The organism is Sphingobium cupriresistens LL01 (genome assembly GCF_001046645.1).
Taxonomy (GTDB): domain Bacteria; phylum Pseudomonadota; class Alphaproteobacteria; order Sphingomonadales; family Sphingomonadaceae; genus Sphingobium; species Sphingobium cupriresistens.
Map to the genome: position 1 here is coordinate 544,940 of NZ_KQ130434.1, position 20,824 is coordinate 565,763.

21 protein-coding genes and 1 pseudogene are annotated in these 20,824 nt (G+C 65.5%); 12 read left to right on the forward strand and 10 right to left on the reverse strand.

The features are described from left to right. Both murJ and secB read right to left on the reverse strand, forming a co-directional pair. Window positions 1-1,575 carry a murein biosynthesis integral membrane protein MurJ gene (gene murJ, locus V473_RS02690; protein ID WP_066600255.1) on the reverse strand — a complete coding sequence of 525 codons (1,575 nt, stop codon included), beginning with the start codon at window positions 1,573-1,575 and terminating at the stop codon, window positions 1-3. A gap of 152 nt (window positions 1,576-1,727) precedes the next feature. Beyond that, window positions 1,728-2,228 carry a protein-export chaperone SecB gene (gene secB, locus V473_RS02695; RefSeq protein WP_066604907.1) on the reverse strand — a complete coding sequence of 167 codons (501 nt, stop codon included), beginning with the start codon at window positions 2,226-2,228 and terminating at the stop codon, window positions 1,728-1,730. 195 nt (window positions 2,229-2,423) lie between these two features. On the opposite strand from secB, the gene V473_RS02700 reads away from it, so the two are divergent. The 4 genes from V473_RS02700 to V473_RS02715 all read left to right on the forward strand — a co-directional run bounded on the left by V473_RS02700 (window position 2,424) and on the right by V473_RS02715 (window position 6,681). After that, window positions 2,424-3,080 (forward strand): Tim44/TimA family putative adaptor protein, encoded by a 657-nt coding sequence (locus tag V473_RS02700; protein ID WP_066600258.1) that lies wholly within the window; start codon window positions 2,424-2,426, stop codon window positions 3,078-3,080. Then, window positions 3,077-4,330 (forward strand): murein transglycosylase A, encoded by a 1,254-nt coding sequence (locus V473_RS02705; RefSeq protein WP_066600260.1) that lies wholly within the window; start codon window positions 3,077-3,079, stop codon window positions 4,328-4,330. The genes V473_RS02700 and V473_RS02705 overlap by 4 nt, the downstream gene beginning before the upstream one ends. Window positions 4,331-4,338: 8 nt before the next feature. After that, window positions 4,339-4,896, forward strand: coding sequence for a Smr/MutS family protein (locus tag V473_RS02710; RefSeq protein WP_066600266.1), 558 nt, complete (start codon window positions 4,339-4,341; stop codon window positions 4,894-4,896). Window positions 4,897-4,995: 99 nt separating this feature from the next. After that, the gene (locus V473_RS02715; RefSeq protein ID WP_066600269.1) at window positions 4,996-6,681 is read left to right on the forward strand and encodes a putative bifunctional diguanylate cyclase/phosphodiesterase; all 1,686 of its coding nucleotides are present in this window, start codon (window positions 4,996-4,998) and stop codon (window positions 6,679-6,681) included. Window positions 6,682-6,800: 119 nt separating this feature from the next. Here the strand turns inward: V473_RS02715 and dapE are convergent, their stop codons facing one another. Further along, window positions 6,801-7,940, reverse strand: coding sequence for a succinyl-diaminopimelate desuccinylase (gene dapE / locus V473_RS02720; RefSeq protein ID WP_066600271.1), 1,140 nt, complete (start codon window positions 7,938-7,940; stop codon window positions 6,801-6,803). Between the two features lie 82 nt (window positions 7,941-8,022). On the opposite strand from dapE, the gene V473_RS02725 reads away from it, so the two are divergent. Both V473_RS02725 and V473_RS02730 read left to right on the forward strand, forming a co-directional pair. Further along, window positions 8,023-8,466 (forward strand): cupin domain-containing protein, encoded by a 444-nt coding sequence (locus tag V473_RS02725; protein WP_066600272.1) that lies wholly within the window; start codon window positions 8,023-8,025, stop codon window positions 8,464-8,466. A 2-nt stretch (window positions 8,467-8,468) separates the two neighbouring features. After that, window positions 8,469-9,503, forward strand: a complete 1,035-nt coding sequence (locus V473_RS02730; RefSeq protein ID WP_201785504.1) for a S66 peptidase family protein — start codon at window positions 8,469-8,471, stop codon at window positions 9,501-9,503. A gap of 64 nt (window positions 9,504-9,567) precedes the next feature. Here the strand turns inward: V473_RS02730 and V473_RS02735 are convergent, their stop codons facing one another. Beyond that, a complete protein-coding gene (locus V473_RS02735) occupies window positions 9,568-10,848 on the reverse strand; it encodes a dipeptidase (protein WP_066600275.1) in 1,281 nt (426 codons plus the stop codon). 97 nt (window positions 10,849-10,945) lie between these two features. Between V473_RS02735 and aat the strand changes: the two genes are divergently transcribed. Continuing rightward, a complete protein-coding gene (gene aat, locus V473_RS24340; RefSeq protein WP_066600276.1) occupies window positions 10,946-11,698 on the forward strand; it encodes a leucyl/phenylalanyl-tRNA--protein transferase in 753 nt (250 codons plus the stop codon). 35 nt (window positions 11,699-11,733) lie between these two features. Here aat and V473_RS24575 read toward each other — a convergent pair. From V473_RS24575 to V473_RS02770, 6 genes and pseudogenes are all read right to left on the reverse strand, one after another. After that, a pseudogene (locus tag V473_RS24575) lies at window positions 11,734-12,156 on the reverse strand (DUF2155 domain-containing protein); the annotation flags it as partial. Next, on the reverse strand, window positions 12,153-12,551 hold the full coding sequence (locus V473_RS02750) for an NADH:ubiquinone oxidoreductase subunit NDUFA12 (RefSeq protein WP_066600279.1): 399 nt from the start codon (window positions 12,549-12,551) through the stop codon (window positions 12,153-12,155). The pseudogene V473_RS24575 and the gene V473_RS02750, both read right to left, overlap by 4 nt. Window positions 12,552-12,600: 49 nt before the next feature. Next, complete coding sequence (locus V473_RS02755; protein WP_066600281.1) at window positions 12,601-13,128, reverse strand: DUF192 domain-containing protein; 528 nt, start codon at window positions 13,126-13,128, stop codon at window positions 12,601-12,603. Window positions 13,129-13,288: 160 nt separating this feature from the next. Beyond that, on the reverse strand, window positions 13,289-13,726 hold the full coding sequence (locus V473_RS02760; protein WP_066600283.1) for an HIT family protein: 438 nt from the start codon (window positions 13,724-13,726) through the stop codon (window positions 13,289-13,291). After that, window positions 13,723-14,826, reverse strand: coding sequence for a CDP-alcohol phosphatidyltransferase family protein (locus V473_RS02765; protein WP_066600286.1), 1,104 nt, complete (start codon window positions 14,824-14,826; stop codon window positions 13,723-13,725). The genes V473_RS02760 and V473_RS02765 overlap by 4 nt, the downstream gene beginning before the upstream one ends. 3 nt (window positions 14,827-14,829) lie before the next feature. Further along, window positions 14,830-15,915: a glycosyl transferase gene (locus V473_RS02770; protein WP_066600288.1), complete on the reverse strand. Its 1,086-nt coding sequence runs from the start codon at window positions 15,913-15,915 to the stop codon at window positions 14,830-14,832. Between the two features lie 190 nt (window positions 15,916-16,105). Here V473_RS02770 and V473_RS02775 point away from each other — a divergent pair, with 190 nt between their 5' ends. The 5 genes from V473_RS02775 (at window position 16,106) to sucD (ending at window position 20,738) form a co-directional block, all read left to right on the forward strand. After that, window positions 16,106-16,894, forward strand: a complete 789-nt coding sequence (locus V473_RS02775; protein ID WP_066600291.1) for a succinate dehydrogenase iron-sulfur subunit — start codon at window positions 16,106-16,108, stop codon at window positions 16,892-16,894. 5 nt (window positions 16,895-16,899) lie between these two features. Further along, the gene (locus V473_RS02780; RefSeq protein ID WP_066600294.1) at window positions 16,900-17,358 is read left to right on the forward strand and encodes a PaaI family thioesterase; all 459 of its coding nucleotides are present in this window, start codon (window positions 16,900-16,902) and stop codon (window positions 17,356-17,358) included. Then, entirely contained in the window at window positions 17,355-18,470 is a 1,116-nt protein-coding gene (zapE, locus tag V473_RS02785; RefSeq protein ID WP_066600297.1) for a cell division protein ZapE, read from the forward strand. The genes V473_RS02780 and zapE overlap by 4 nt, the downstream gene beginning before the upstream one ends. A gap of 323 nt (window positions 18,471-18,793) precedes the next feature. Then, window positions 18,794-19,756 carry a malate dehydrogenase gene (gene mdh, locus V473_RS02790; protein ID WP_066600301.1) on the forward strand — a complete coding sequence of 321 codons (963 nt, stop codon included), beginning with the start codon at window positions 18,794-18,796 and terminating at the stop codon, window positions 19,754-19,756. Window positions 19,757-19,853: 97 nt separating this feature from the next. After that, the gene (sucD, locus tag V473_RS02795) at window positions 19,854-20,738 is read left to right on the forward strand and encodes a succinate--CoA ligase subunit alpha (protein ID WP_066600303.1); all 885 of its coding nucleotides are present in this window, start codon (window positions 19,854-19,856) and stop codon (window positions 20,736-20,738) included. Window positions 20,739-20,824 lie beyond the last annotated feature (86 nt).

The following is a 20,824-nucleotide window of genomic DNA, read 5'->3' on the forward strand; positions in this document are numbered from 1 at the left end:
TTAGGTTGCACTTTTGCGGCGCATCAGCGCCTTGATGTCGGAGAGCCGATAGGCCCCCGTGACGAAGGAAGCCAGCCCGTACAGCGCCACGCCCGCGCCCACAAGCAGGGCCAGCGCGACATAGCGCTGCACCATCGCGCCAGTCAGCCAGGGATCGAGCAGATCCTCGCCCGCCCAGAGCGCGACGCCCATGATGAGCGCGGCGAGCGCCAGGCGGGGCAGGCGACGGCGCAGCCCCGCATCGGCGGCGAAATGGCCGCGCCTGACCAATGTCCGATAGAGCATCGCGACATTGACGGTGGAGGACAGGGCAGTCGCCAGCGGCGGCCCGATATGGCCCAAGGTCGGGATCATCGCCAGATTGCCGATGATGTTGATCAGGATCGACAGCATCGCATAGCGCACCGGCGTCTTCGTGTCGCCGCGCGCATAATAGCCCGGCGTCAGCACCTTCACGAGAACATAGGAGGGCAGGCCGATCGAGAAGGCCGACAACGCCCAGCCGCACCGCATCGCATCGTCCGCGGTGAAGCGGCCATATTGGAACAGCCCGCGCACGATCGGTTCCGCCACGATCAGGAAGGCTACGGTGGCGGGCAGGGTCAGGAACAGGGCAAGCTCTATGCCCCGATTCTGCGTCTCCATCGCCGCGGCGTCCTCGCCCTTGGACAGCATCCGCGAAATGGTGGGCAGCAGGATAGTGCCCAGGCCAATGCCGATCAGGCCCAGCGGCAACTGGTTCAGCCGGTCGGCATAATAGATATAGGTGATGGAGCCGGACGCGAGCAGCCAGCCTGACAAAGCGGTGGAGATCAGCAGGTTGATCTGCGACGCGCCCGCGCCCGCCGCTGCCGGAACGATCAGGCGCAGCAGTTCGCGCACATCCTTGTCGAGGCGGGGGCGTTTCAGCGTCATCGACACGCCGGCGCGCTTGCACGCCCAGATCAGCCAGAGCAGTTGCAGCGCGCCGCCGATCGTGACCGACATGGCCTGCACCCGCGCCGTCTGATATTCGTCGGCGCCATGGAAGAACCACAGGCCCGCGATCATCGCGACGTTCAGCAGGATCGGCGCGGCCGCGTTGACCCAGAATCTGTCGAGCGAATTGAGGATGCCGCCCAGCAGCGAGGCAAGGCTGATCAGCGCCAGATAGGGAATGGTGATGCGCGAGAGCGTGACGGCGAAGGCGAATTGCTCCGCGCTCGGATTCTGCCGGGCAAAGCCGCCCGACAGCGCCCAGGTGACGGGCCAGGCGGCGGCGATCAGGATGAGTGTGAAGAGAATGAGGACCGGGAGCAGCACCGCCAGCGCGCGCTCGGCAAAATCATAACCGGCCGGTAATCCGCCCTCGCCCGCCGCCTTTTTATTGAACAGCGGAATGAAGGCTGCGGAAAAGGCGCCCTCGGCAAACAGCGCGCGAAACATGTTGGGCAGGCGGAAGGCGACGCCGTTGAACGCGTCCGACGCGAAACCCGCGCCGACATAACGCGCGGCGAGCGAATCGCGCACCAGCGCCAGCACCCGGCTGACCAGCGTAAGCCCGCCCACCGAGCCAAGGGCTTTGACCAGCTTCATGGTCCAATCCCTCCAACGAGCAAAAGCCGTTCGTCCTGAGTAGCCACTGAGCGAAGTCGAAGTGGCATATCGAAGGATGGTTGCGCGGATGCTTCGATACGGGCCTTCGACAAGCTCAGTCCCTACTCAGCACGAACGGTTGTCTAAATGAATCAGGCGTGACCGGCCGGTTCGCCGCTCGTCACTTCCATCTGCTGCGCCTGTTGCAGGTACAGCGCGCCGAAATCGATCGGGTCGAGCAGCAGCGGCGGGAAACCGCCGTCGCGGATAGCGTCGGCCAGCACGCGCCGGGCGAAGGGGAAGATCAGGCGCGGCGCTTCGGCCAGCATGAAGGGCTGAATCTGGTCTTCGGGCACGTTGCGCATTCCGAAAATGGCGGCGTAGAGCAGTTCGACGGCAAAGGCGGTGCCCTGCGGCGCGACCGCCTTCACTTCGATTTTCAGCGCGATTTCGAGCACTTCATCGCCGACCTTTTCGGCGCCGATGTTGAACTGGACGTCGATCTGCGGCTGGTCCTGCCACTGATAGACCGCAGGCGCGTTCGGATTTTCGAACGACAGATCCTTCACATATTGGCTGATCAGCGCAATCTGCGGCGCGGTGTCGGCGCCATTGCCCAGATTTGTGGTGATGTGATCCGTTTCGTCGGCCATGCTCTTCCCTAGACTTTCGCTGTTGGCGGCGGCGCCAGGCCCCCGGACAATGATGACCCGCGCGCTTAGCAGGGGCTTGGGATCAGGGCAATGGCGCACCCTGGCGAAACGCCGTGCGATGCGCCATTTGAAGTTGGGTGCAAACATGCCTATGTTGGCTGGAACATTGTCCCACGCAAAAGGGTATAGCCTTCCGTGTATGTGATCGTCATCCTCGCCATGATCGCCGGTTTTCTGGCGCTGCGGCTATATTCGGTGCTCGGCAAGCGTACGGGCCACGAACAGGAGCCCGCGCTGCGTCCTGCCGATGAACGCGCCAAGGTGACTGTGCTGCAACCCGGTCCGGTCGCGCAGAATAGCGGCGACTCAATCCGCCTGGCCGAAGGTCTGATCGCCCCTGGCGCGGAAAATGGCGTTCGCGCCCTGATCGCCGCCGACCGCAGCTTCGATGTTCCCCAGTTCGTGGATGGCGCCAAGAGCGCCTACAGGATGGTGCTGGAAGCGTTTTGGCGCGGTGACCGCGATGAACTGGCCTGGCTGTGCGACGATGACGTCCGCGCCTCTTTCGAGGAAGCGATCGCCGCGCGCGAGGCTGACGGCCATGTCCTCGACAACCGTCTGGTCCGCATCGAAAAGGCGCAGATCGTCGAAGCGTCGCTCAACGGCCGCATCGCCGAAGTCGCGCTGCGGTTCGAGGGCGACATCGCCGCCGTCACCCGTGACAAGGACGGCCATGTCGTCGCTGGGTCGATGACCGACGCGGTCGGCACCAAGGATGTGTGGACCTTCACCCGCGATATTCGTAGCGCGGACCCCAATTGGAAGCTCAGCGAAACCGACGACGTCGCATGATCGCGCGCCATTCGGGGGGGGCGCTGCTTGCGGCGCTGATGCTGTCCGCCTGCGCGGGCGGTATGATTCCGCCCTCCGCCGATGGTCCCGCACCTGTGCGCCCGATCCCGTCGGGCGAAGCCGCGACCCGTCCCGTTCCCGCCACGCCGCGTCCGACGCTGCCGGTTGAACTGCCGGCTGACCCTGCGCTGGACAAGGGAACGGCAGCAGGGCTGGGCGTCACTCGCGGTCCCGACATCGCCAGCCTGATACCGTCGGGCGAACGCGCCCGTCTCGCGCTTCAGGCGTTCCGCATTTCCTGTCCGACGCTGATGAAGCGCACCGACGCCAGCGGCCTGACCAAGGGGTCCGACTGGAACAATGCCTGCGCGGCCGCATCCAGTTGGCCCGAAGCCTCGGCCAGCGAATTTTTCTCCCGCTATTTCGAAGCGGTGCAGGTCGGCGACGGCGCGGCCTTCGTCACCGGCTATTATGAACCCGAAATCGCCGGATCGCGCACCCGCCAGCCTGGCTATGAGGTGCCGATCTATCGTCGCCCGACCGACCTGATCGACGTCGATCTCGGCCAGTTCAGCGACAGTCTGAAAGGGCGCACGATCCGGGGCAAGGTGAACGGCACGAAATTCGTCCCCTATGACGATCGTAGCCAGATCGTATCCGGCGTGCTTGCCGGGCGCGGGTTGGAACTGGCCTATGCCGCCGATCCGGTGGAATTCTTTTTCCTCCAGGTGCAGGGCAGCGGCCGACTGAACCTGCCCGACGGCGGCGTCATGCGCATCGGCTATGACGGGCAGAACGGCCGCGACTATACGGGCATCGGCAAGCTGATGAAGGATCGCGGCCTGATCCAGGCCGGGTCGATGCAGGACATCATGCAATATTTGCGCGCCCATCCGGCCGAAGGCGCGGCTATCATGAACGAGAATAAGAGCTTCGTCTTCTTCCGCGAACTGACCGGGGCGGGGCCGATCGGCGCGCTCGGCGTGCCGGTGACGGCGGAAGCCACGGTGGCGGCCGATCCCAAATTCATCCCGCTGGGCGCGCCGGTGCTGCTCTCGCTCGACCGGGCCGAACCGGCTGGCGTGTGGATCGCGCAGGATACCGGCGGCGCGATCAAGGGCGCCAACCGATTCGACAGTTTCTGGGGCGCAGGCGCGCGGGCGCGGGGCATAGCGGGCGGCATGTCGGCGCGCGGCAGCGCTCTGGTGCTGCTGCCGATCGGGTCGGCGGCGCGTCTCGTCCGACCCTGATCCGCGCCATGGCCCGGCGTCGCCTGTCCAGCGAGGAGGAAGCGCTCTGGTCGGCGCTCGCGCGCACCGTCCGCCCGATCCGACCCAGCCCCCGCCCGCTCCCCGTCACCCCGACGACGGCGCCGCTGCCGATCGAACCGCCGGTCAAGACAAGGTTAACGTCGCCACCGGCCCGTACCCTAAAAACGCCCCCTGTCGCGCCGCCCGCACGGACCCCCGCAGCGGTGCTCGACACTGGCTGGGAGCGCCGAATCCGTAGCGGCAATGTCACCCCCGACACCAGCATCGACTTGCACGGACACACGCTGTCTTCTGCACATGCGCGCCTTAACCAGGCGATCGCCGCCGCCCTGTCGCGCGACGCTCGCGTGCTGCTGGTCGTCACCGGCAAACCCCCGAAAAGCGCGGAGAGCGAGGGAAAGGGGCGCAGGGGCGCGATCCGTGGCGAAATCGGCCATTGGCTCGAAACCAGCCCCTATGCCGATCGTATCGCCAGCGTGCGTGTCGCCCATCCGCGCCACGGCGGCGACGGCGCGCTCTACCTGATATTGCGCCGCAAAAAGTGACGTTTTCAGGACGTTTTGCTGACCCTTTCTTAACCACTGTCCTTCATATCCGACTGATCGGGGGCCTCGCGTCGGGGCCGGTATCGGGCTGGGAGGCACATGCAGGGCGTGACGTTGAAAAGCCGCGCTGCCGCCTTCGCTTGTGCCGCGGGGGCGCTGGTGTTCATCCTCTCGCTGGTGCTGGGCTATACGCCGGGCCAGGCAGATGACCTGATCCAGATCGGCCGTTCGCTCATCATCGCCATATTGTGCGGCACGATGAGCTGGGCGTCGGCCCGGCGCACCATCGCCACCGCCGCCACCGCCATCGATGCCGCCACCGAACGCCTGCTGTCCGCCGCCCATGGCGACCTGCAATCGCGGGTGCCGGCCGAAATCGGGCAGGAATTGCCCGATCTGTCGGTCGCGATGGAAAGCCTGTTCAGCCAGGTCCGCACCAATCTCGACCATGTCCAGACACTGGCGCTGTTCGACCAGATCACCGGCCTCGCCAACCGCACCAGCTTCTGCCGCCAGGTGGAGCGGCTGTTGGCCGAGCGCGACGATAACGGCCTCGCCACCCTCTTCTTCATCGATCTTGACGGGTTCAAGGCGGTCAACGACACGCTGGGCCATGCGGCCGGCGACCAGTTGCTCGCGCGCGTCGCGGGCCGCCTGCGCGAAGTCGTGATGGCGCAGGTCAGCGCAGGCGGGGGGGATGCCGTCATCGGGCGCCTCGCGGGCGACGAATTCGTGCTGTTCTTCCCTCATCTGTCCGGCCCGGCCGCGGCGCAGCGGATCGCCCGCGCCATCCAGTTCGCGTTGGGCGAGCGGTTCGACCTTGGCAGCCAGCATGTGGACCTGGGCGCATCGATCGGCATCGCCTGCCATCCCGACCATGGCGCGACGCTGGCCGATCTGCTGTACGCGGCTGATATCGCCATGTATCATGCCAAGCATCAGGGCCGCGGCCGGGCGGAAATCTACACCGACGCGCTCGCGCTGGAGGCGGAGGACCGGGCCGAGTTGGAGCGCGACCTGCTGCGCGGGCTGGAGCGGGACGAATTTCTGCTGGAATTCCAGCCGCAGATCGACGTCGCCAGCGGCCGCGCGGTGTCGGCCGAAGCGCTGGTGCGCTGGGCGCATCCGCAGCGCGCGCTCGTCATGCCCGGCGCCTTCGTGCCGGTGGCGGAGGAAAGCGGCGCTATCGTCGCGCTGGGCGACTGGGTGATGAGCCGGGTGTGCCAGACCGCCGCGCGCTGGGCGCAGACCGGCGTGCATCAGCGGATCGCAGTCAACATCTCCACCCGCGAACTGGCGCAGGCCGACTTCTTCCTGCGCCTGCGCCACGCCATCGCCACCCACGGCACCCCGCCGGCCATGCTGGAGCTGGAGATCACCGAATCGCTGGCGATGGAGATGGACCCGCGCGTGCTGGACCAGTTGCGGGCGTTGCGCCGCGACGGCGTGCGCGTCGCCATCGACGATTTCGGCACCGGCTACTCCAACCTGTCGCGCCTGAAGGAACTGCCGGTCGACCGGGTCAAGATCGACCGCAGCCTGGTCCGCGACATCGCCACTTCCGCCGAAGCCCGCACCATCTGCTCCGCCGTCGTCGGCCTCATTCAGGGGCTGGGCATGGAAGTGGTGGTCGAGGGGATCGAAAGCGAAGCCCAGATGGACGTGCTGCGCGTCATCGGCTGCACCCTGTTCCAGGGCTATCACCTCGCCCGCCCAACCGGAGAGCAGGATTATCTGGCGCAGTTCGGCGCGCAGCCCAGAGGGCAGGTCCGCGACGCGGGGTAGGGGTTTATCCCTCTCCCCATCGGGGGAGAGGGGACAGCGACCGGGCGTGGACGCGCCAGCCTCGCGCCAATCCCGCTCATCCAACTGCGCCTAGGGCTCCTTCGTCGCCAAGGCTTCCCTCACCCCAGCGCCCGCTCCACCACCAGCGCATAAATTCGCACCAAATCGCGCAAATCCTGCACCGCGACCGCCTCGTCCAGCTTGTGCATGGTCGCATTGTTCAGGCCGAACTCCACCACCGGGCAAATCCGTGACAGGAATCGCGCGTCGGACGTGCCGCCGGTCGTGGACAGTTCCGTCTCCACCCCCGTCACGTCGCGGATCGCGCCGCTGACCAGATCGCTGAACGCGCCCGGCGCGGTCAGGAAGGATTCGCCGCTGATCTTGGCCTCCACCGACCCGCCCTCGACGGCCGCGATACCCTTGATCCGTTCGATCAGCGCCGCCCCGCTATGCTGGTCGTTGAAGCGGATGGAGATGCGCGCGGTCGCGGCAGCAGGGATCACATTATGCGCGACATTGCCGACCTCCAGGTCGGTGATCTCGATATTGCTGGGCTGGAACCAGTCGGTCCCCTCGTCCAGCACCTCCGCTTCGATCGCCGTCAGGATACGCACCAGCTTGGGGATCGGATTGTCGGCCAGATGCGGATAGGCGACATGGCCCTGGCTACCGGTCACGCGAATCCACATATTCACCGACCCGCGCCGGCCGATCTTCACCACGTCGCCCAGCCGCTTAGCCGATGTCGGCTCCCCCACCAGGCACAGGTTCGGGCGCAGGTCGCGCGCCTGCATCCGGTCCATCAGCGCCATCGTGCCATAGGTGGCCGGCCCTTCCTCGTCCCCGGTGATGATCAGGCTGATCGTGCCGGGCAAATCGTCGGGCAGCGCGTCCAGCGCCGCGACGAAGGCGGCGATCGATCCCTTCATGTCCACCGCGCCCCGCCCGTAGAGCAGGTCGCCGCGAATCTCCGGCGCGAACGGGTCGCTGGTCCAGCCTGCGCCCGGCGGCACCACGTCCAGATGCCCGGCAAAGGCGAAATGCGGTCCCGCCCCGGTGGTGCGCCAGGCCAGCAGATTTTCCACCGGCCCGTCGGGCGCTTCGCCCACGGTGAACCGATCCACGGTAAAGCCGCGCGGGACCAGCATCGCCTCCAATGCGGCGAAGACTTCGCCGGTGGCGGGGGTTACGGACGGGCAGGCCAGCAGGCGCCGGGCCAGTGCCACCACATCGTCATTGGTGCTGGTCATGCTCATCCTGCCGCGTTAGCGAAAGCCATGCGGGTTGGCCAGCTTTTGGGGGCCAGCCCCAAGAGGACAGGCCACAGGAGGACCGGCCATGCCACGGATCGACCTGGACAGCATCGCGCAGACGAACAGCACCGGCTATCCCGCCGGCCATGCGGCTATCGTCGATGGGCGATGGGTGCGACGGCTCGGCCCCGCCCACGGCCTCAGCGATTTCGGCGTCAGCCATGTCGTGCTGAAACCCGGCGCTGCCTCTTCCCAGCGCCACTGGCATGAGGATGAGGACGAATTCGTGCTGATGCTGGCGGGAGAGGCCGTGCTGGTGGAGGAGGGCAAGCGCACGCCGATAACGGCCGGCGACATGGCGGCTTTTCCGAAAGGCGATCCGAACGGCCATCATCTGGTCAATGAAAGCGCGGCCGATTGCGTGTTCGTCGCGTTCGGCCGGGTGCCGACGGGGGATTGCCATTATCCCGATATCGATCTTCTCTGGTCGGGCGGGGCCTACCGCCACAAGGATGGGAGCAGCTATTGACGATGCGGATGGACCGGCGCGGCGCGCTGACCGGAATGGGCGCGATGCTCGCGGCGATGAGTATATCGGCGCGCGCCGCGCCTGCTCCCCTGGTGAAGCCGCCGCGGCTGCGCGCGGGCGACATGGTGGGCCTGATCGAGCCGGCGGGGTTCAGCGACGACGCGTTCGACCTCGATCTGGTCAAGGACACGATCCTAGCCATGGGCCTGAAGCCCAAGGCCGCGCCGCATCTGGCGGGCCGCTATGGCTATCTGGCCGGGACAGACGCGGATCGCGCGGCGGACGTCAATGCGATGTTCGCCGACCCGCAAGTGCGTGCGGTCTTCGCCGTGCGTGGCGGCTGGGGCTGCGCGCGCATCCTGCCCCGGCTCGATTTCGCGACGATCCGCAAAAATCCCAAGCTGCTGGTCGGCTTTTCGGACATCACCGCGCTCCATCTGGCCTTCGCCGCCAAGGCGGGTTTCACCACCATTCACGGCCCCAATGCCGCGAGCAGCTGGGGCGCATTTAGCTGGGACGCCTTCCGCGCCGTCGCGTTCGACGCGGCGACGCCGACCTTCACCACCCCGGTCGGGCAGGAGGATCGGCTGGCGCAGCGCAGCGGCCGCATCCGCACCTTCCGCCCCGGCGTGGCGCGCGGGCGGCTGCTGGGCGGCAACCTCACCGTTCTGGCCGCGCTGATGGGGACGGCTTATCTGCCCGATTTCACCGGCGCGATCCTGTTTATCGAGGATATTGGAGAGCAGCCCTATCGCATCGACCGGATGCTGACGCAGCTGTCGCTGGCGGGCGTGCTGGGCAAGCTGGCGGGCGTCGCCTTCGGCCAATGCACCGACTGCGGGCCGGGCGGTACAAGCTATGGCGGCTTCACCTTGTCGGAGGTGCTGCAACAGCATCTCGAACCGCTCGCTATCCCCGCCTTCCAGGGCGGCCAGTTCGGCCATGTCGCCAACCAATATAGCCTGCCGCTGGGCGTGGAGGCGGAAATGGATGCGAGTGCGGGCACGATCCGACTGTTAGAGCCGGCGGTCAGTTAAGGGGAACACTCTCAGCGTGGGTGCGAACCATAGGCCCCTCCTTTGAAAGGGAGAGGATTAGAATTCACCCCTTCCCATCCAACCCGGCCACGGTCCCGCTCCCCGCTGGCTCCCCCTGCATCCCGGCCGCGACCTTCTCCGCCGCCGCCATCACCCGCAGCACATTCTCGCCGGCCAGCTTCGCGATATCCTTGTCGCTCCAGCCCCGCCGCATCAGTTCGGCCAGCAACGCCGGATAGGTCTGCACGCCGCTCAACCCCTGCGGCAGCGACCCCACGCCATCGAAATCGCTGCCGATGCCGACATGGTCGACCCCGGCCACCTTGGCGATATGGTCGATATGGTCCGCGACCTGCGACAAGGTCACCACCGGCTCTGGATTGGCCTTTTCCCACCCCGCCAGCGCCCTCTTCGCGCCTTCCGGATCGCCGATATAGAGGCCGCCAAAGGGCGGCGCATTATAGCGCGCCACTTCGGCGCTGCGGGCCGCGCCCCAGATGCGGCGCGCCTCCGACACATATTGCGGCGCATAATTCACCATCACCACGCCGCCATTGGCCGCGACCTTCTGCAACAGCGAGTCAGACACGTTGCGCGGCGTGTTGCAGATCGCCCGCGCGCTGGAATGGGAGAAGATCACCGGCGCTTTGCTGACCCGCAACGCGTCCAGCATCGTGCCTTCGCTGACATGGCTCAAATCCACCAGCATCCCCAGCCGGTTCAATTCATGCACCACCGCTTCGCCGAACGGGGTCAGCCCGTCATGCTGGGGATTGTCGGTCGCGCTGTCGGCCCAGGCGATGGTGCGGGCGTGCGTCAGCGTCAGATAGGATGCGCCAAGCTGACGATAATTGCGCAGCACGGCCAGGCTGCCGTCGATCTGGCCGCCGCCCTCCACGCCCAGGAGGGACGCGACCCGTCCCGCCTTGTGCGCCGCGCGCAATTCCGCCGCGGTGTTGACGAAGGCGAAGTCCCGCGGATAACGGCGCGCGAAACTGTGGGCCAGATCGATCTGCTCCAGCGTATCCTTCACCTGCTGCAATTCGGGCAGGTCGGCCGATACCCAGACCGACCAGAATTGCCCGCCCACGCCGCCGGCCCGCAGCCGCGCGATGTCAGTGTGGAAGGTCGCCGGGTCCAGCCGGTCCAGCGCCATCGTCCAGCGCTGATCCTTCGCCTTGTCGGCCAGCGCTTCGGGCCAGTCATTATGCCCGTCGATCAGCGGCGTCGCCTTCAGCACCCGCGCCACGCGGGCGGCATAGGGATCGGCGGCGGCATGAACGGCGGGGGCGGCGAGGAGGAGGGGCAACAAGGCCAGAGCCAGGGAAAGAGATGGCGTTTTCATGGGGCGCGAAGCTAGGGCCGCGCGGTATCAAGTCAATAAGGGGCAATCACAGAACGGGGCTTCCCCCCTTCGCCCGGTCTGCTACGCCTTGGCCAGAATGATGATCGATCCGCTCGTCCTGCTTCAGGCCTATTCCATCGGCGTCTTTCCCATGGCCGACGACCGTGATGCGAAGGAGGTTTATTGGGTCGAACCCAAGCGGCGGGCAATCCTGCCGCTCGACGGCTTTCACCTGTCGCACTCGCTGTCCAAGCGGATCCGCCGCGACCGGTTCCGCGTCACCGCGAACCGCGCCTTCGCGCAGATATTGGCGCTTTGCGCGCAGGCCGCGCCCGATCGCCCATCGACCTGGATCAACCATCAGATCGAAGCCGCCTATCGCGACCTGCACGCAGCCGGCTTCGCTCATTCGGTCGAGATATGGGAGGGCGACGACTTGGTTGGCGGCCTCTACGGCGTCGCGATCGGCCGCGCCTTTTTCGGCGAATCCATGGTGTCGCGCCGCACCGATGCGTCGAAAGTGGCGCTGGCCTGGCTGGTCGCGCGGCTACGCTTTGGCGGCTTCACCCTGCTCGACTGCCAGTTCATGACCGATCATCTGCGCACCATGGGCGCCGTTGAAATCAGCCAGCGTGATTATCTTCAGTTGCTGGGCGCGGCGACCGGCGGCGTGGCGCTGGGGGCCGGGGCGGGCGCACTGGCGGCGGGTTCAGGCGCGGCGGCCGAACTGGCGTTCGCGCCGCTGGCGGGCGACGCCGCGGCGACGGGTTCGCCTTTGGCACCCAGCTTGACCGTCTCCGGCCCGGTTTCGGGCCAGGCCATCGCACAGCTTCTGACCCACACGTCATAGATCGGATGCTGCACGACATTGCGGTCGGGCCGTTCGCGGAACAGCCAGCCGGAAAAAGTGCGTCGCCACTTGCCATCGGCGCTACTGCGCACGTCCAACTGGATGAAAGCGCCGGTTTCCTGCACATTTTCCCATGGCGCGCTGGTTTCGCACGCTTGCAACCGCACGATCGCATCGCCCACGCGCAACGCTTCGCCCGGCTTCATGGTGAGGTCGCGGGTCAGGCCGTTGCGCTTGTTGAGCAGGCCGATGACGGCGTTGCGCTCCGCCATCGGCGTGGTGCCGGGCAACGCGCCGCCGGCGGCCGACCGGATCGGCGATCCTTCGACCTTGACCGGTCCGGTCTGGTTACCCGCGGGCACGTCATTCTTGCCGCACGCGGCCAGCGCCAGCGCACAGGATAGCAGAGGCAAGTGCAACAGGATCGGCGGGATGCCCCCCGCCGCACGCCGGGTCATGCCGCGTCGGGGCTCCACGCCTCATAATCGCCGGTCGCCTTCTGGCGCTGGCCGCCCTTTTCGAGCGCGCCGGACGGGCGATAGGCGTTGATCGTGCCGGTGGCGTTGGGGGTCGATTCCCGTTCCCATATGTGCGGCGGCGGCAAGAAGCTTTCTGGCGCGCCCTCGATCGAATGATGCAGCCAGCCATGCCATTCGGCCGGCACGCGGCTGGCATCGTTGGCGCCATTATAAATGACCCAGCGGCGCGTCAGGCCATTGGGGTCGACGCCGCCCTGATAATAGATATTGCCCTGATGGTCTTCACCGACCTTGCTGCCCTTGCGGGAGGTGAAGAGCGCGGTGCCGATGGTCGCGCCATCCCACCAGGTGAAGATCTTGCCGAGGATTCCCATGGGCCAAGCGCTTAGCCGCTGCGACGGGCGTGGGCAAGGAGGATATGGGCTATCGCGGCGCGGCCGGACAGAAATTGCGGTCGGTCGTCACCTTCCCGCCCGGCACCGCGCAACCGCCCCAGTTGACGACGTCGCCTTCCGCGATGCCCAACGCCGCCGCGCGCCCGCCGGCCAGTTCCAGCACGGCGGCGACGGGCACGCCGGCGGACACCGGGATGCGCGAATAGGGCTGTGCGTTGCTCTTGAGAAAAGCGATTGTCCCGTCGGTATGGATGAACAGCATGTCGAGCGGGATCAGCGTGTCCTTCATCCAGAAACTTGCCGTGCGCGGCGGGTCCATCGGGAAGAGCATGCCGCCGTCAGGGGCGAGTTCCTTGCGGAACATCAGCCCCTTTTCCTGCGCCTGCGGCGTTGCGGCCACTTCGACGTCGAACCGATGCCCGCCCTTGGCGGTGCGGATCACCACCGGCAGCATGGCATCGGCGGCTTGCGCCTGCGCGCTGTTGTCGGGCGCGGGCTGGCGGCTGGAACAGGCGGCCAGCAGGCAAAGGGCGAGAAGGGCGGGAAAGCGGATCATGCCGACTGCCTAATGCGATTCGCGGCCGATGGGGAGGGGAATGGCAGTTCACCAGCCCTTTTCGCCATTCCGCGACCCAAAGGGCGACCGCGGGGCGAGCGCTGGAACCTATGTCCTGATCTCAACCGCGCCCGCCTGTGCGGGGATGAGGGGTTTGATGTCAGGCGATTGGCCTTTCGAACAATCCCTTCAACCAATCCCGCACACCGTCCAAATCGCCATCCAGCTTGACCGCCGCGCCCAGGTCCGGTTGTCCCGGCCAGCCTGCATCCGCCACCGTCACGCCGCCGCCGGTCCGCTCGCCTTCATAGCGGGGGATGACGTGGAAATGGACGTTGGGGTCGATCATCATCAGCATCAGATAGTTGATCTTCGCATAGTCCACCGCGCCGCGCAGCGCCGTCTCGATCGTGGCGGTGACGTTTTTCAGCTCCGCATGGGCCTCTGCCGGCAGGTCGCCGAAGGCGGTCGCGTCGCTCTTTGCCGCCAATATCAGCGATCCCAGCGTCGGCTGGGCGGGACGCAGGAGGACCAGCCAATGATCGAACTCCGCGATCAGGGTCGTGGGGTAGCCGAATTTTGCGATGGTGGCGTTCACAGGGCTGCCTCCGCTTCATCCATCCAGCTGACGATCGGCCGGCCGTTGCGCTTGATGCCATAGGCTTGGCCCAGGCGGATGGCGTGGACGACCAGCGAGATGACGATCCACCAGGCCAGCGCGATCAGGCCGATGTCGGGGCGGGCGAAGAGCAGCGAGACGAACAGGATGACCATGTTCGGGTTGCGGCGCGCGGTGACCAGGCGGAACTGGCTGTCGAAGGGGCGCCAGACATGGATGTCCATCTTGAAATCCTTGAGGAACATCCCCTCGATCAGCCGTTGCAGGATATAGCCCGCAATCACTGCGGCCATCACCAGCGCAAAGGCCTGGGTCGAGAGCGAGAGGCCCCAATAGGCGAGGCCCGTGCCCCAGAAATACCACCAGAAGGGCGGGTGGACGAGGTCGACGCCATGGTCGATCACATTGCCCCATTTGGACGATGTGATGGTGCAGCGGGCGAGTTTGCCGTCCACCGTATCCAGCACCATGAAGATGAAGCCGGAGAGGAACCCGGTCCAGAACATGCCCTGCGCGAACAGATAGGTCGCGACGAGGCAGAGGGTGACGCCGATCACCGACACCATATTGGGCGTCATCTTCAACTGCGCGGCGATGCGGGTCAGGACCAGCGCCAGTTCGGGCCAGAGATATTTGGTGAGGATGTCGGTGACGCCCTTATAGGCGCCGAAATAGCTTTGCCGCTCGATTGCGCGCCGGGTCGCGGGGGTCAGTTCGCGCACCATCGGCTGTTCCAGCTTGCGCAACTGGCGGTTGTAGAGCTTGCGGCCGTCCGACAGGTCTATGACGTTGGGCGCGGCCAGCGGATCGCTGCCCTGCGGTATCTGGCCCACGATCGGCGTGTTGCGCCAGGCGAAGAGCGTGCCCGGCGTTTCGAGCGCCAGCCGCAGCAGCAGCGGGTCGAAGGCATAGGTCAGGTTGAAGACCAGTTCATGCCTCGGCGCGAGGGTGCTGCCGTTCTTGGCTGCGCTTTCCGCCATGCGGCGATTGCGTTCGGCATTGGTCATGCCCCAGATCGGCGTAGCGTTGTCGCCCAGAAGGCGCACGGGGCCGAGGGTGGTGGTGAGGGTCTGGGTCATGCTCTAGCTCTTCGCGGGATGAGAGGTTTGGGCGAAATTCAGGATGAGGTCGGCCTGGCGTTGCGAGGCGGGGACCAGGGACAGATTGATCGATTCCTGCATCGCTGCTTCCTGCGCAGCAACGAAGCCGGGTTGCAAGCCGGTTGCGCGGGCGAGGGCTTGCGGAAGGGCGTCGGCGCTGTCGATCACCTGGCCCAAGCGCCAATGGGCGAAGGCGTCGCCCGCGCCGTCGCGATGGTCGAGGTTGAGGAAGATGCAGGGCCGGGGGTGGAGCAGGAACTCGTATACCTGGCTCGATACGTCGCCCAGATAGACGTCCGCGCTCATCGTATAGCTCATGTCGATCGAGTGGCGGCTGCCCATATCGACGCGGATATGGGGCGCGTGGCTGACGATCGGGGCGGCGGCGCGCGCCAGCTTGGTATGCGGCGCGATGATGACGTTCCAGCCAGTGAGCGACTCCAGTGACGCCAGTATCGCCGGCCCGTGATTGACCCAGGAAGACAGCGCCGGGTCGAAATGCGGATTATAGAGCAGCACCGGATCGTCATTGTAGAAATAGCGCTGGCGCGGCGCCTTCAGTTCGAATTTGGCATAGCCGCCGACCGCGATCGCTTCGGGCGTGCACAGGCCCCGGTCGATCATGCGGCGGCGGTCCTTTTCGCCCGCGACCAGGGTCAGGTCGAAATCGGCGTGGCGCTTCTTGTAGCCGCCTTCCCGGTCGCCCGCGCCATGTTTGATAAGGATCAGATGCGATGTGAAACCCGGCACGCGCCGCAGCCAGGCGCTGCTGATCTCCGTCGTCACCAGAGTCGGGAAGCGGGCGATGGTGGCATAGTTGAGGAGCAGCGTCGCGAGCCGGGAAGGCTGGCGGAACAGCGAGTCGGGGCGCGAGGGTGGACGGCGCAGGCGGACGGGGCGCAAAATCCCTTGCGGATCATAGCTGGCGACGAGCGCCAATAGCTGGTCCGAGGGCGACAGCACACTGACCCGCACGCCGGGCCGCCGCGCCAGTTCCAGCGCGGCGGGCAGCCAGTGATAGAGCTGTTGCGCTTCGGCGATGGCGAGAAAGGCGATGTCGGTCGGCAAGACTATATCCTTGGAGATGTGCCGCCCTAACGTGGATGGTGGAGGAAGCAAGCGGCCGTCCGACCCGTTGCAATCCGTTTGCAACAAGGGGCCTGGGACAGAAACATGGTCCGCGGCGCTGGACCTTTGCTTATTTTTTGTTATGCGGACCCCCAACTGATAGACATCTTTCGAAGAGGCTCGACGAGCGATGGCCGAATTTGCGTTGCCCAAGAACAGCAAGATCAGCGGCAAGGGCGTGACCCACCCCGCGCCCGCCGGCGCGTCCAATGTGCGCAGCTTCAAAGTCTATCGCTACGATCCTGACTCCGGGCAGAACCCGCGTTACGATACGTTCGAGATCGACCTCGACACCTGCGGGCCGATGGTTCTGGACGCGCTGCTGAAGATCAAGAATGAATATGATCCCACGCTGACCTTCCGCCGGTCGTGTCGCGAGGGTATTTGCGGCAGCTGTTCGATGAACATGAACGGCAAGAACGGCCTGGCCTGCACCACCGCGATCGACGAGTGCAGCGGCAAGGATGTGCGCATTACGCCGTTGCCGCATATGGACGTGATCAAGGATCTGGTGCCCGACTTCACTCATTTCTACGCGCAATATAACTCGATCCAGCCCTGGCTGAAGACCGTGTCGCCGCCGCCGTCGGGCAAGGAGCGGCTCCAGTCGCCCGCCGACCGCGAGAAGCTGGACGGCCTGTACGAGTGCATCCTGTGCGCCTGCTGCTCGACCAGCTGCCCGTCCTACTGGTGGAATAGCGACAAGTTTCTTGGCCCGGCGATCCTGCTCCAGGCCTATCGCTGGCTGGCCGACAGCCGCGACGAATATACCGGCGAGCGGCTGGACGAACTGGAAGATCCCTTCCGCCTCTATCGCTGCCACACCATCATGAACTGCGCCAATGTCTGCCCCAAGGGGCTTTCGCCGGCCAAGGCGATCGCCGAAACCAAGAAGATGATGGTCGAACGGCAGCTCTGATCACCGTGGAGGCGGGTGAAAAGGCGATAGCGCGGCGCGTCACCGACGGGCCGCGTGCCGGCTGGCTGCAATGGATGGAGCCGGTGCCGGACACGTTCCTCACCCTGCTCGGTCCGATCTATTCGCAGCCCGATGGCGCCGTGCGCGCGATCGTCGAGCTGGAACCGCGCGTCCATCATCGCAACCGCCTGGGCTCGCTGCATGGCGGCTTTCTCGCGGCTTTTGCCGATCATGCCTATTTTTCCGCGATGGTGGCCGTCGGCCGTCCGGCGCAGGCCAGCGCGGTCACGGTCGAACTCTCGATGCAATATATGGCGGCGGGCCGGGCCGATCATATTCTGCGCGCGCAGGTCGAACTGCTGGGGGAAACCGGGCGGCTGCTGTTCCTGCGCCTGACATTGGCGCAGGATGGGCGGACGATCGCCGCGTCCACCGCCACATTGCGCAAGGCGCCGGAAGCATGACGAGCCATGTGATGGACCGTTACCGCGCGCTGGTGGCGGCGGGCGAGTTGCGCGCTGACCCCGACCAGCAAGCCGGGGCGGAACGGCTCGATGCCCTGCAACGCGAATTGGAGGCGGCCCCCGCGCGCGGATCGACGCTGTGGAAGCTGCTGCGCAAGGCGCCGGAGCCGCCCCGCGGCCTCTATATGTGGGGCGGCGTCGGGCGCGGCAAATCCATGCTGATGGACCTGTTTTTCGACACGGTGCAGATCGCGCGCAAGAAACGCGCGCATTTCCATGAGTTCATGCTCGACGTTCATGCGCGGCTGGCCGAAGCGCGCAAGTCGGAAACGGGTGATCCGATCCCGCCGGTGGTCGAGTCGCTGGCCGACGAGGCGCGCCTGCTGTGCTTTGACGAGATGGTCGTCAACAATATGGCCGATGCGGCGATCATGTCGCGGCTGTTCACCGGCCTGCTGGAAAAGCGGGTGACGATCGTCACCACGTCCAACCGCGAGCCGGACGAACTCTACAAGAACGGCCTCAACCGCCAGCTCTTCCTGCCCTTCATCGACCTGATCAAGGTGAAGCTGGATGTGATGACGCTGAACGGGCCGGTCGATTATCGACGCGACCGGCTGGGTGACGCGACGCTGTGGCATTGCCCCAATGGCGACGAAGCCACACAGGCGTTGAGCACCGCTTTCTTCCGTCTGACAGACTATCCGCCGTCAGACCGCGCCCATGTACCCTCGGAAGATATCGTCGTGCAGGGCGGCCGGACGCTGCATGTGCCCAAAAGCCTCAAAGGCGTCGCGGTCTTCTCGTTCAAGCGGCTGTGCGCCGAAGCGCGTGGCGCGCCCGACTATCTGGCGATCGCGCGTAAATATCATACGGTCATCATCGTCGGCATTCCCGTGCTGGGGCCGGAAAACCGGAACGAAGCCGCGCGCTTCGTGACTCTGATCGACTCGCTCTACGAATATAAGGTGAAATTGCTGGCGTCGGCCGATGCCGAGCCGGCGCGCCTGTATCCACAAGGGGACGGCGCGTTCGAGTTCGAACGCACCGTGTCGCGGCTGATGGAAATGCAGTCGGACGATTATCTCGAATTGGGCCACGGGCCTAAATAGTCTTCCTGACGGTTGGTCTGTTCATCGCCGGGCGGAATCCGTCCGTCCGATGGCGCGCGCCCCGTTCATCAGGCCGCAATCTTAAGGTGGGAAACAGGCCGGGCGCCTCCGAGGAGAAAGGCGCCCGGCAGGATACCGCTGCAGGGAAGGCTGAGGACCAGGGTAGAAGTCCGCAGCGACAGGGTGTGAATCGCATTTAATGCAATTGCGAATGAATTGCAAAGATAATTTGCCTTCCTGAGATTTCGGCGGTTGAAACCCCTGTTCGAAGGGCGTAGGCGGGCCAGCAATTCCAGTAGTCAAGACTTGGAGGATGATTGCATATGGCCCGGAACAAGATCGCGCTCATCGGCGCAGGCAATATCGGCGGCACATTGGCGCACCTGGCGGCGCTCAAGAGTCTGGGCGATATCGTTCTGTTCGACGTCGTCGAAGGCGTGCCGCAGGGCAAAGCGCTTGATCTCTCGCAGTGCGCATCGGTCGAAGGTTTCGACGCGAAGATCACCGGTTCGAACGATTATGCCGACATCGCGGGCGCGGACGTCATCATCGTCACCGCCGGCGTGGCGCGCAAGCCGGGCATGAGCCGCGATGACCTGCTGGGCATCAACCTCAAGGTCATGAAGGCCGTGGGCGAAGGCATCGCCGCCAACGCACCCGACGCCTTCGTCATCTGCATCACCAACCCGCTTGATGCGATGGTGTGGGCGCTGCGCGAATTTTCGGGCCTGCCCCACAACAAGGTCGTCGGCATGGCCGGCGTGCTCGACTCGTCGCGCTTCAACCATTTCCTCGCCGAGGAATTCCAGGTTTCGGCCAAGGACGTCACCAGCTTCGTGCTGGGCGGCCATGGCGACACGATGGTCCCGGTGATCGAATATTCGACCGTCGCCGGCATCCCTGTCCCTGACCTCATCAAGCAGGGCCGTTCGACGCAGGAGCGCATCGACGCCATCGTCGCGCGCACCCGTTCGGGCGGCGGCGAAATAGTCGCGCTGCTCAAGACCGGTTCGGCCTTCTATGCGCCCGCCACCAGCGCGATCGCCATGGCCGAAGCCTATCTGGGCGACAAGAAGCGCCTGCTGCCCTGCGCCGCGAACCTGACCGGCCAATATGGCGTCGACAATCTCTATGTCGGCGTGCCGGTCATCATCGGCAAGGATGGCGTGGAGCAGATCATCGAGATCGAACTGAACGAGGAAGCCAAGGCCAATCTTCAGGTGTCGGTCGATGCCGTCAAGGAATTGCTGGAAGCGTGCAAGGGCATCGACCCCTCGCTCGCCTGACTTTAGAGCTGCACCGTCCCGTTCCAGGTAAGTGCGCAGCCTGGGACGGGGCGCTTTAGATCCCAAGTGCCACTTCCACAGAAGAAAAGGGACACGCATGTCCATTCTGGTGAACAAGAACACCAAGGTCATCACCCAGGGTATGACCGGTGCCACCGGCACATTCCACACCGAACAGGCCCTGGCCTACGGCACCCAGATGGTTGCCGGCGTGACCCCCGGCAAGGGCGGCTCCAGCCATATCGGCCTGCCCATGTACGACACCGTTGCGGAAGCCAAGAGCAAGACCGGCGCCGACGCATCGGTCATCTATGTGCCGCCGCCATTCGCGGCCGATTCTATCCTGGAAGCGATCGATGCCGAAATCCCGCTGATCGTCGCGATCACCGAAGGCATCCCTGTCCTCGACATGGTCCGCGTAAAGCGCGCTTTATCGGGCAGCAAGTCGCGCCTGATCGGCCCGAACTGCCCCGGCGTCCTGACGCCGGGCGAATGCAAGATCGGCATCATGCCCGGTTCGATCTTCTCCAAGGGTTCGGTCGGCGTCGTGTCGCGTTCCGGCACGCTGACCTATGAAGCCGTGTTCCAGACCACCAATGCGGGCCTGGGCCAGACCACGGCCGTCGGCATCGGCGGCGACCCGGTCAACGGCACCAACTTCATCGACGTGCTGGAACTGTTCCTGGCCGACGACGCCACCGAATCGATCATCATGATCGGCGAAATCGGCGGCGACGCGGAAGAACAGGCCGCCCAGTTCCTGATCGACGAAGCCAAGCGTGGCCGCAAGAAGCCGATGGCTGGCTTTATCGCCGGTCGTACCGCCCCTCCGGGCCGTCGCATGGGCCATGCCGGCGCGATCGTGTCGGGCGGCAAGGGCGACGCGGAAAGCAAGATCGCGGCGATGGAAGCGGCCGGTATCAAGGTCGCCGCTAGCCCGTCCGAGCTTGGCTCGACGCTGGTCGAAGTGCTCAAGGGCTGATCAGCCGATAGAAAAAGCGGCCGGGCTGCACCTTGGCCGCTATTTTCCCGCATCCGCGACTGCACGCGGCTGGGATGGGACGTAGG

Coding starts and splice junctions, on each gene's coding strand:
- murJ (WP_066600255.1), bottom strand. CDS start 1,575: ATGAAGCTGGTCAAAGCCCTTGGCTCGGTGGGCGGGCTTACGCTGGTC.
- secB (WP_066604907.1), bottom strand. CDS start 2,228: ATGGCCGACGAAACGGATCACATCACCACAAATCTGGGCAATGGCGCC.
- V473_RS02705 (WP_066600260.1), top strand. CDS start 3,077: ATGATCGCGCGCCATTCGGGGGGGGCGCTGCTTGCGGCGCTGATGCTG.
- V473_RS02710 (WP_066600266.1), top strand. CDS start 4,339: ATGGCCCGGCGTCGCCTGTCCAGCGAGGAGGAAGCGCTCTGGTCGGCG.
- V473_RS02715 (WP_066600269.1), top strand. CDS start 4,996: ATGCAGGGCGTGACGTTGAAAAGCCGCGCTGCCGCCTTCGCTTGTGCC.
- dapE (WP_066600271.1), bottom strand. CDS start 7,940: ATGAGCATGACCAGCACCAATGACGATGTGGTGGCACTGGCCCGGCGC.
- V473_RS02725 (WP_066600272.1), top strand. CDS start 8,023: ATGCCACGGATCGACCTGGACAGCATCGCGCAGACGAACAGCACCGGC.
- V473_RS02730 (WP_201785504.1), top strand. CDS start 8,469: ATGCGGATGGACCGGCGCGGCGCGCTGACCGGAATGGGCGCGATGCTC.
- V473_RS02735 (WP_066600275.1), bottom strand. CDS start 10,848: ATGAAAACGCCATCTCTTTCCCTGGCTCTGGCCTTGTTGCCCCTCCTC.
- aat (WP_066600276.1), top strand. CDS start 10,946: ATGATGATCGATCCGCTCGTCCTGCTTCAGGCCTATTCCATCGGCGTC.
- V473_RS02750 (WP_066600279.1), bottom strand. CDS start 12,551: ATGGGAATCCTCGGCAAGATCTTCACCTGGTGGGATGGCGCGACCATC.
- V473_RS02755 (WP_066600281.1), bottom strand. CDS start 13,128: ATGATCCGCTTTCCCGCCCTTCTCGCCCTTTGCCTGCTGGCCGCCTGT.
- V473_RS02765 (WP_066600286.1), bottom strand. CDS start 14,826: ATGACCCAGACCCTCACCACCACCCTCGGCCCCGTGCGCCTTCTGGGC.
- V473_RS02775 (WP_066600291.1), top strand. CDS start 16,106: ATGGCCGAATTTGCGTTGCCCAAGAACAGCAAGATCAGCGGCAAGGGC.
- zapE (WP_066600297.1), top strand. CDS start 17,355: ATGACGAGCCATGTGATGGACCGTTACCGCGCGCTGGTGGCGGCGGGC.
- mdh (WP_066600301.1), top strand. CDS start 18,794: ATGGCCCGGAACAAGATCGCGCTCATCGGCGCAGGCAATATCGGCGGC.
- sucD (WP_066600303.1), top strand. CDS start 19,854: ATGTCCATTCTGGTGAACAAGAACACCAAGGTCATCACCCAGGGTATG.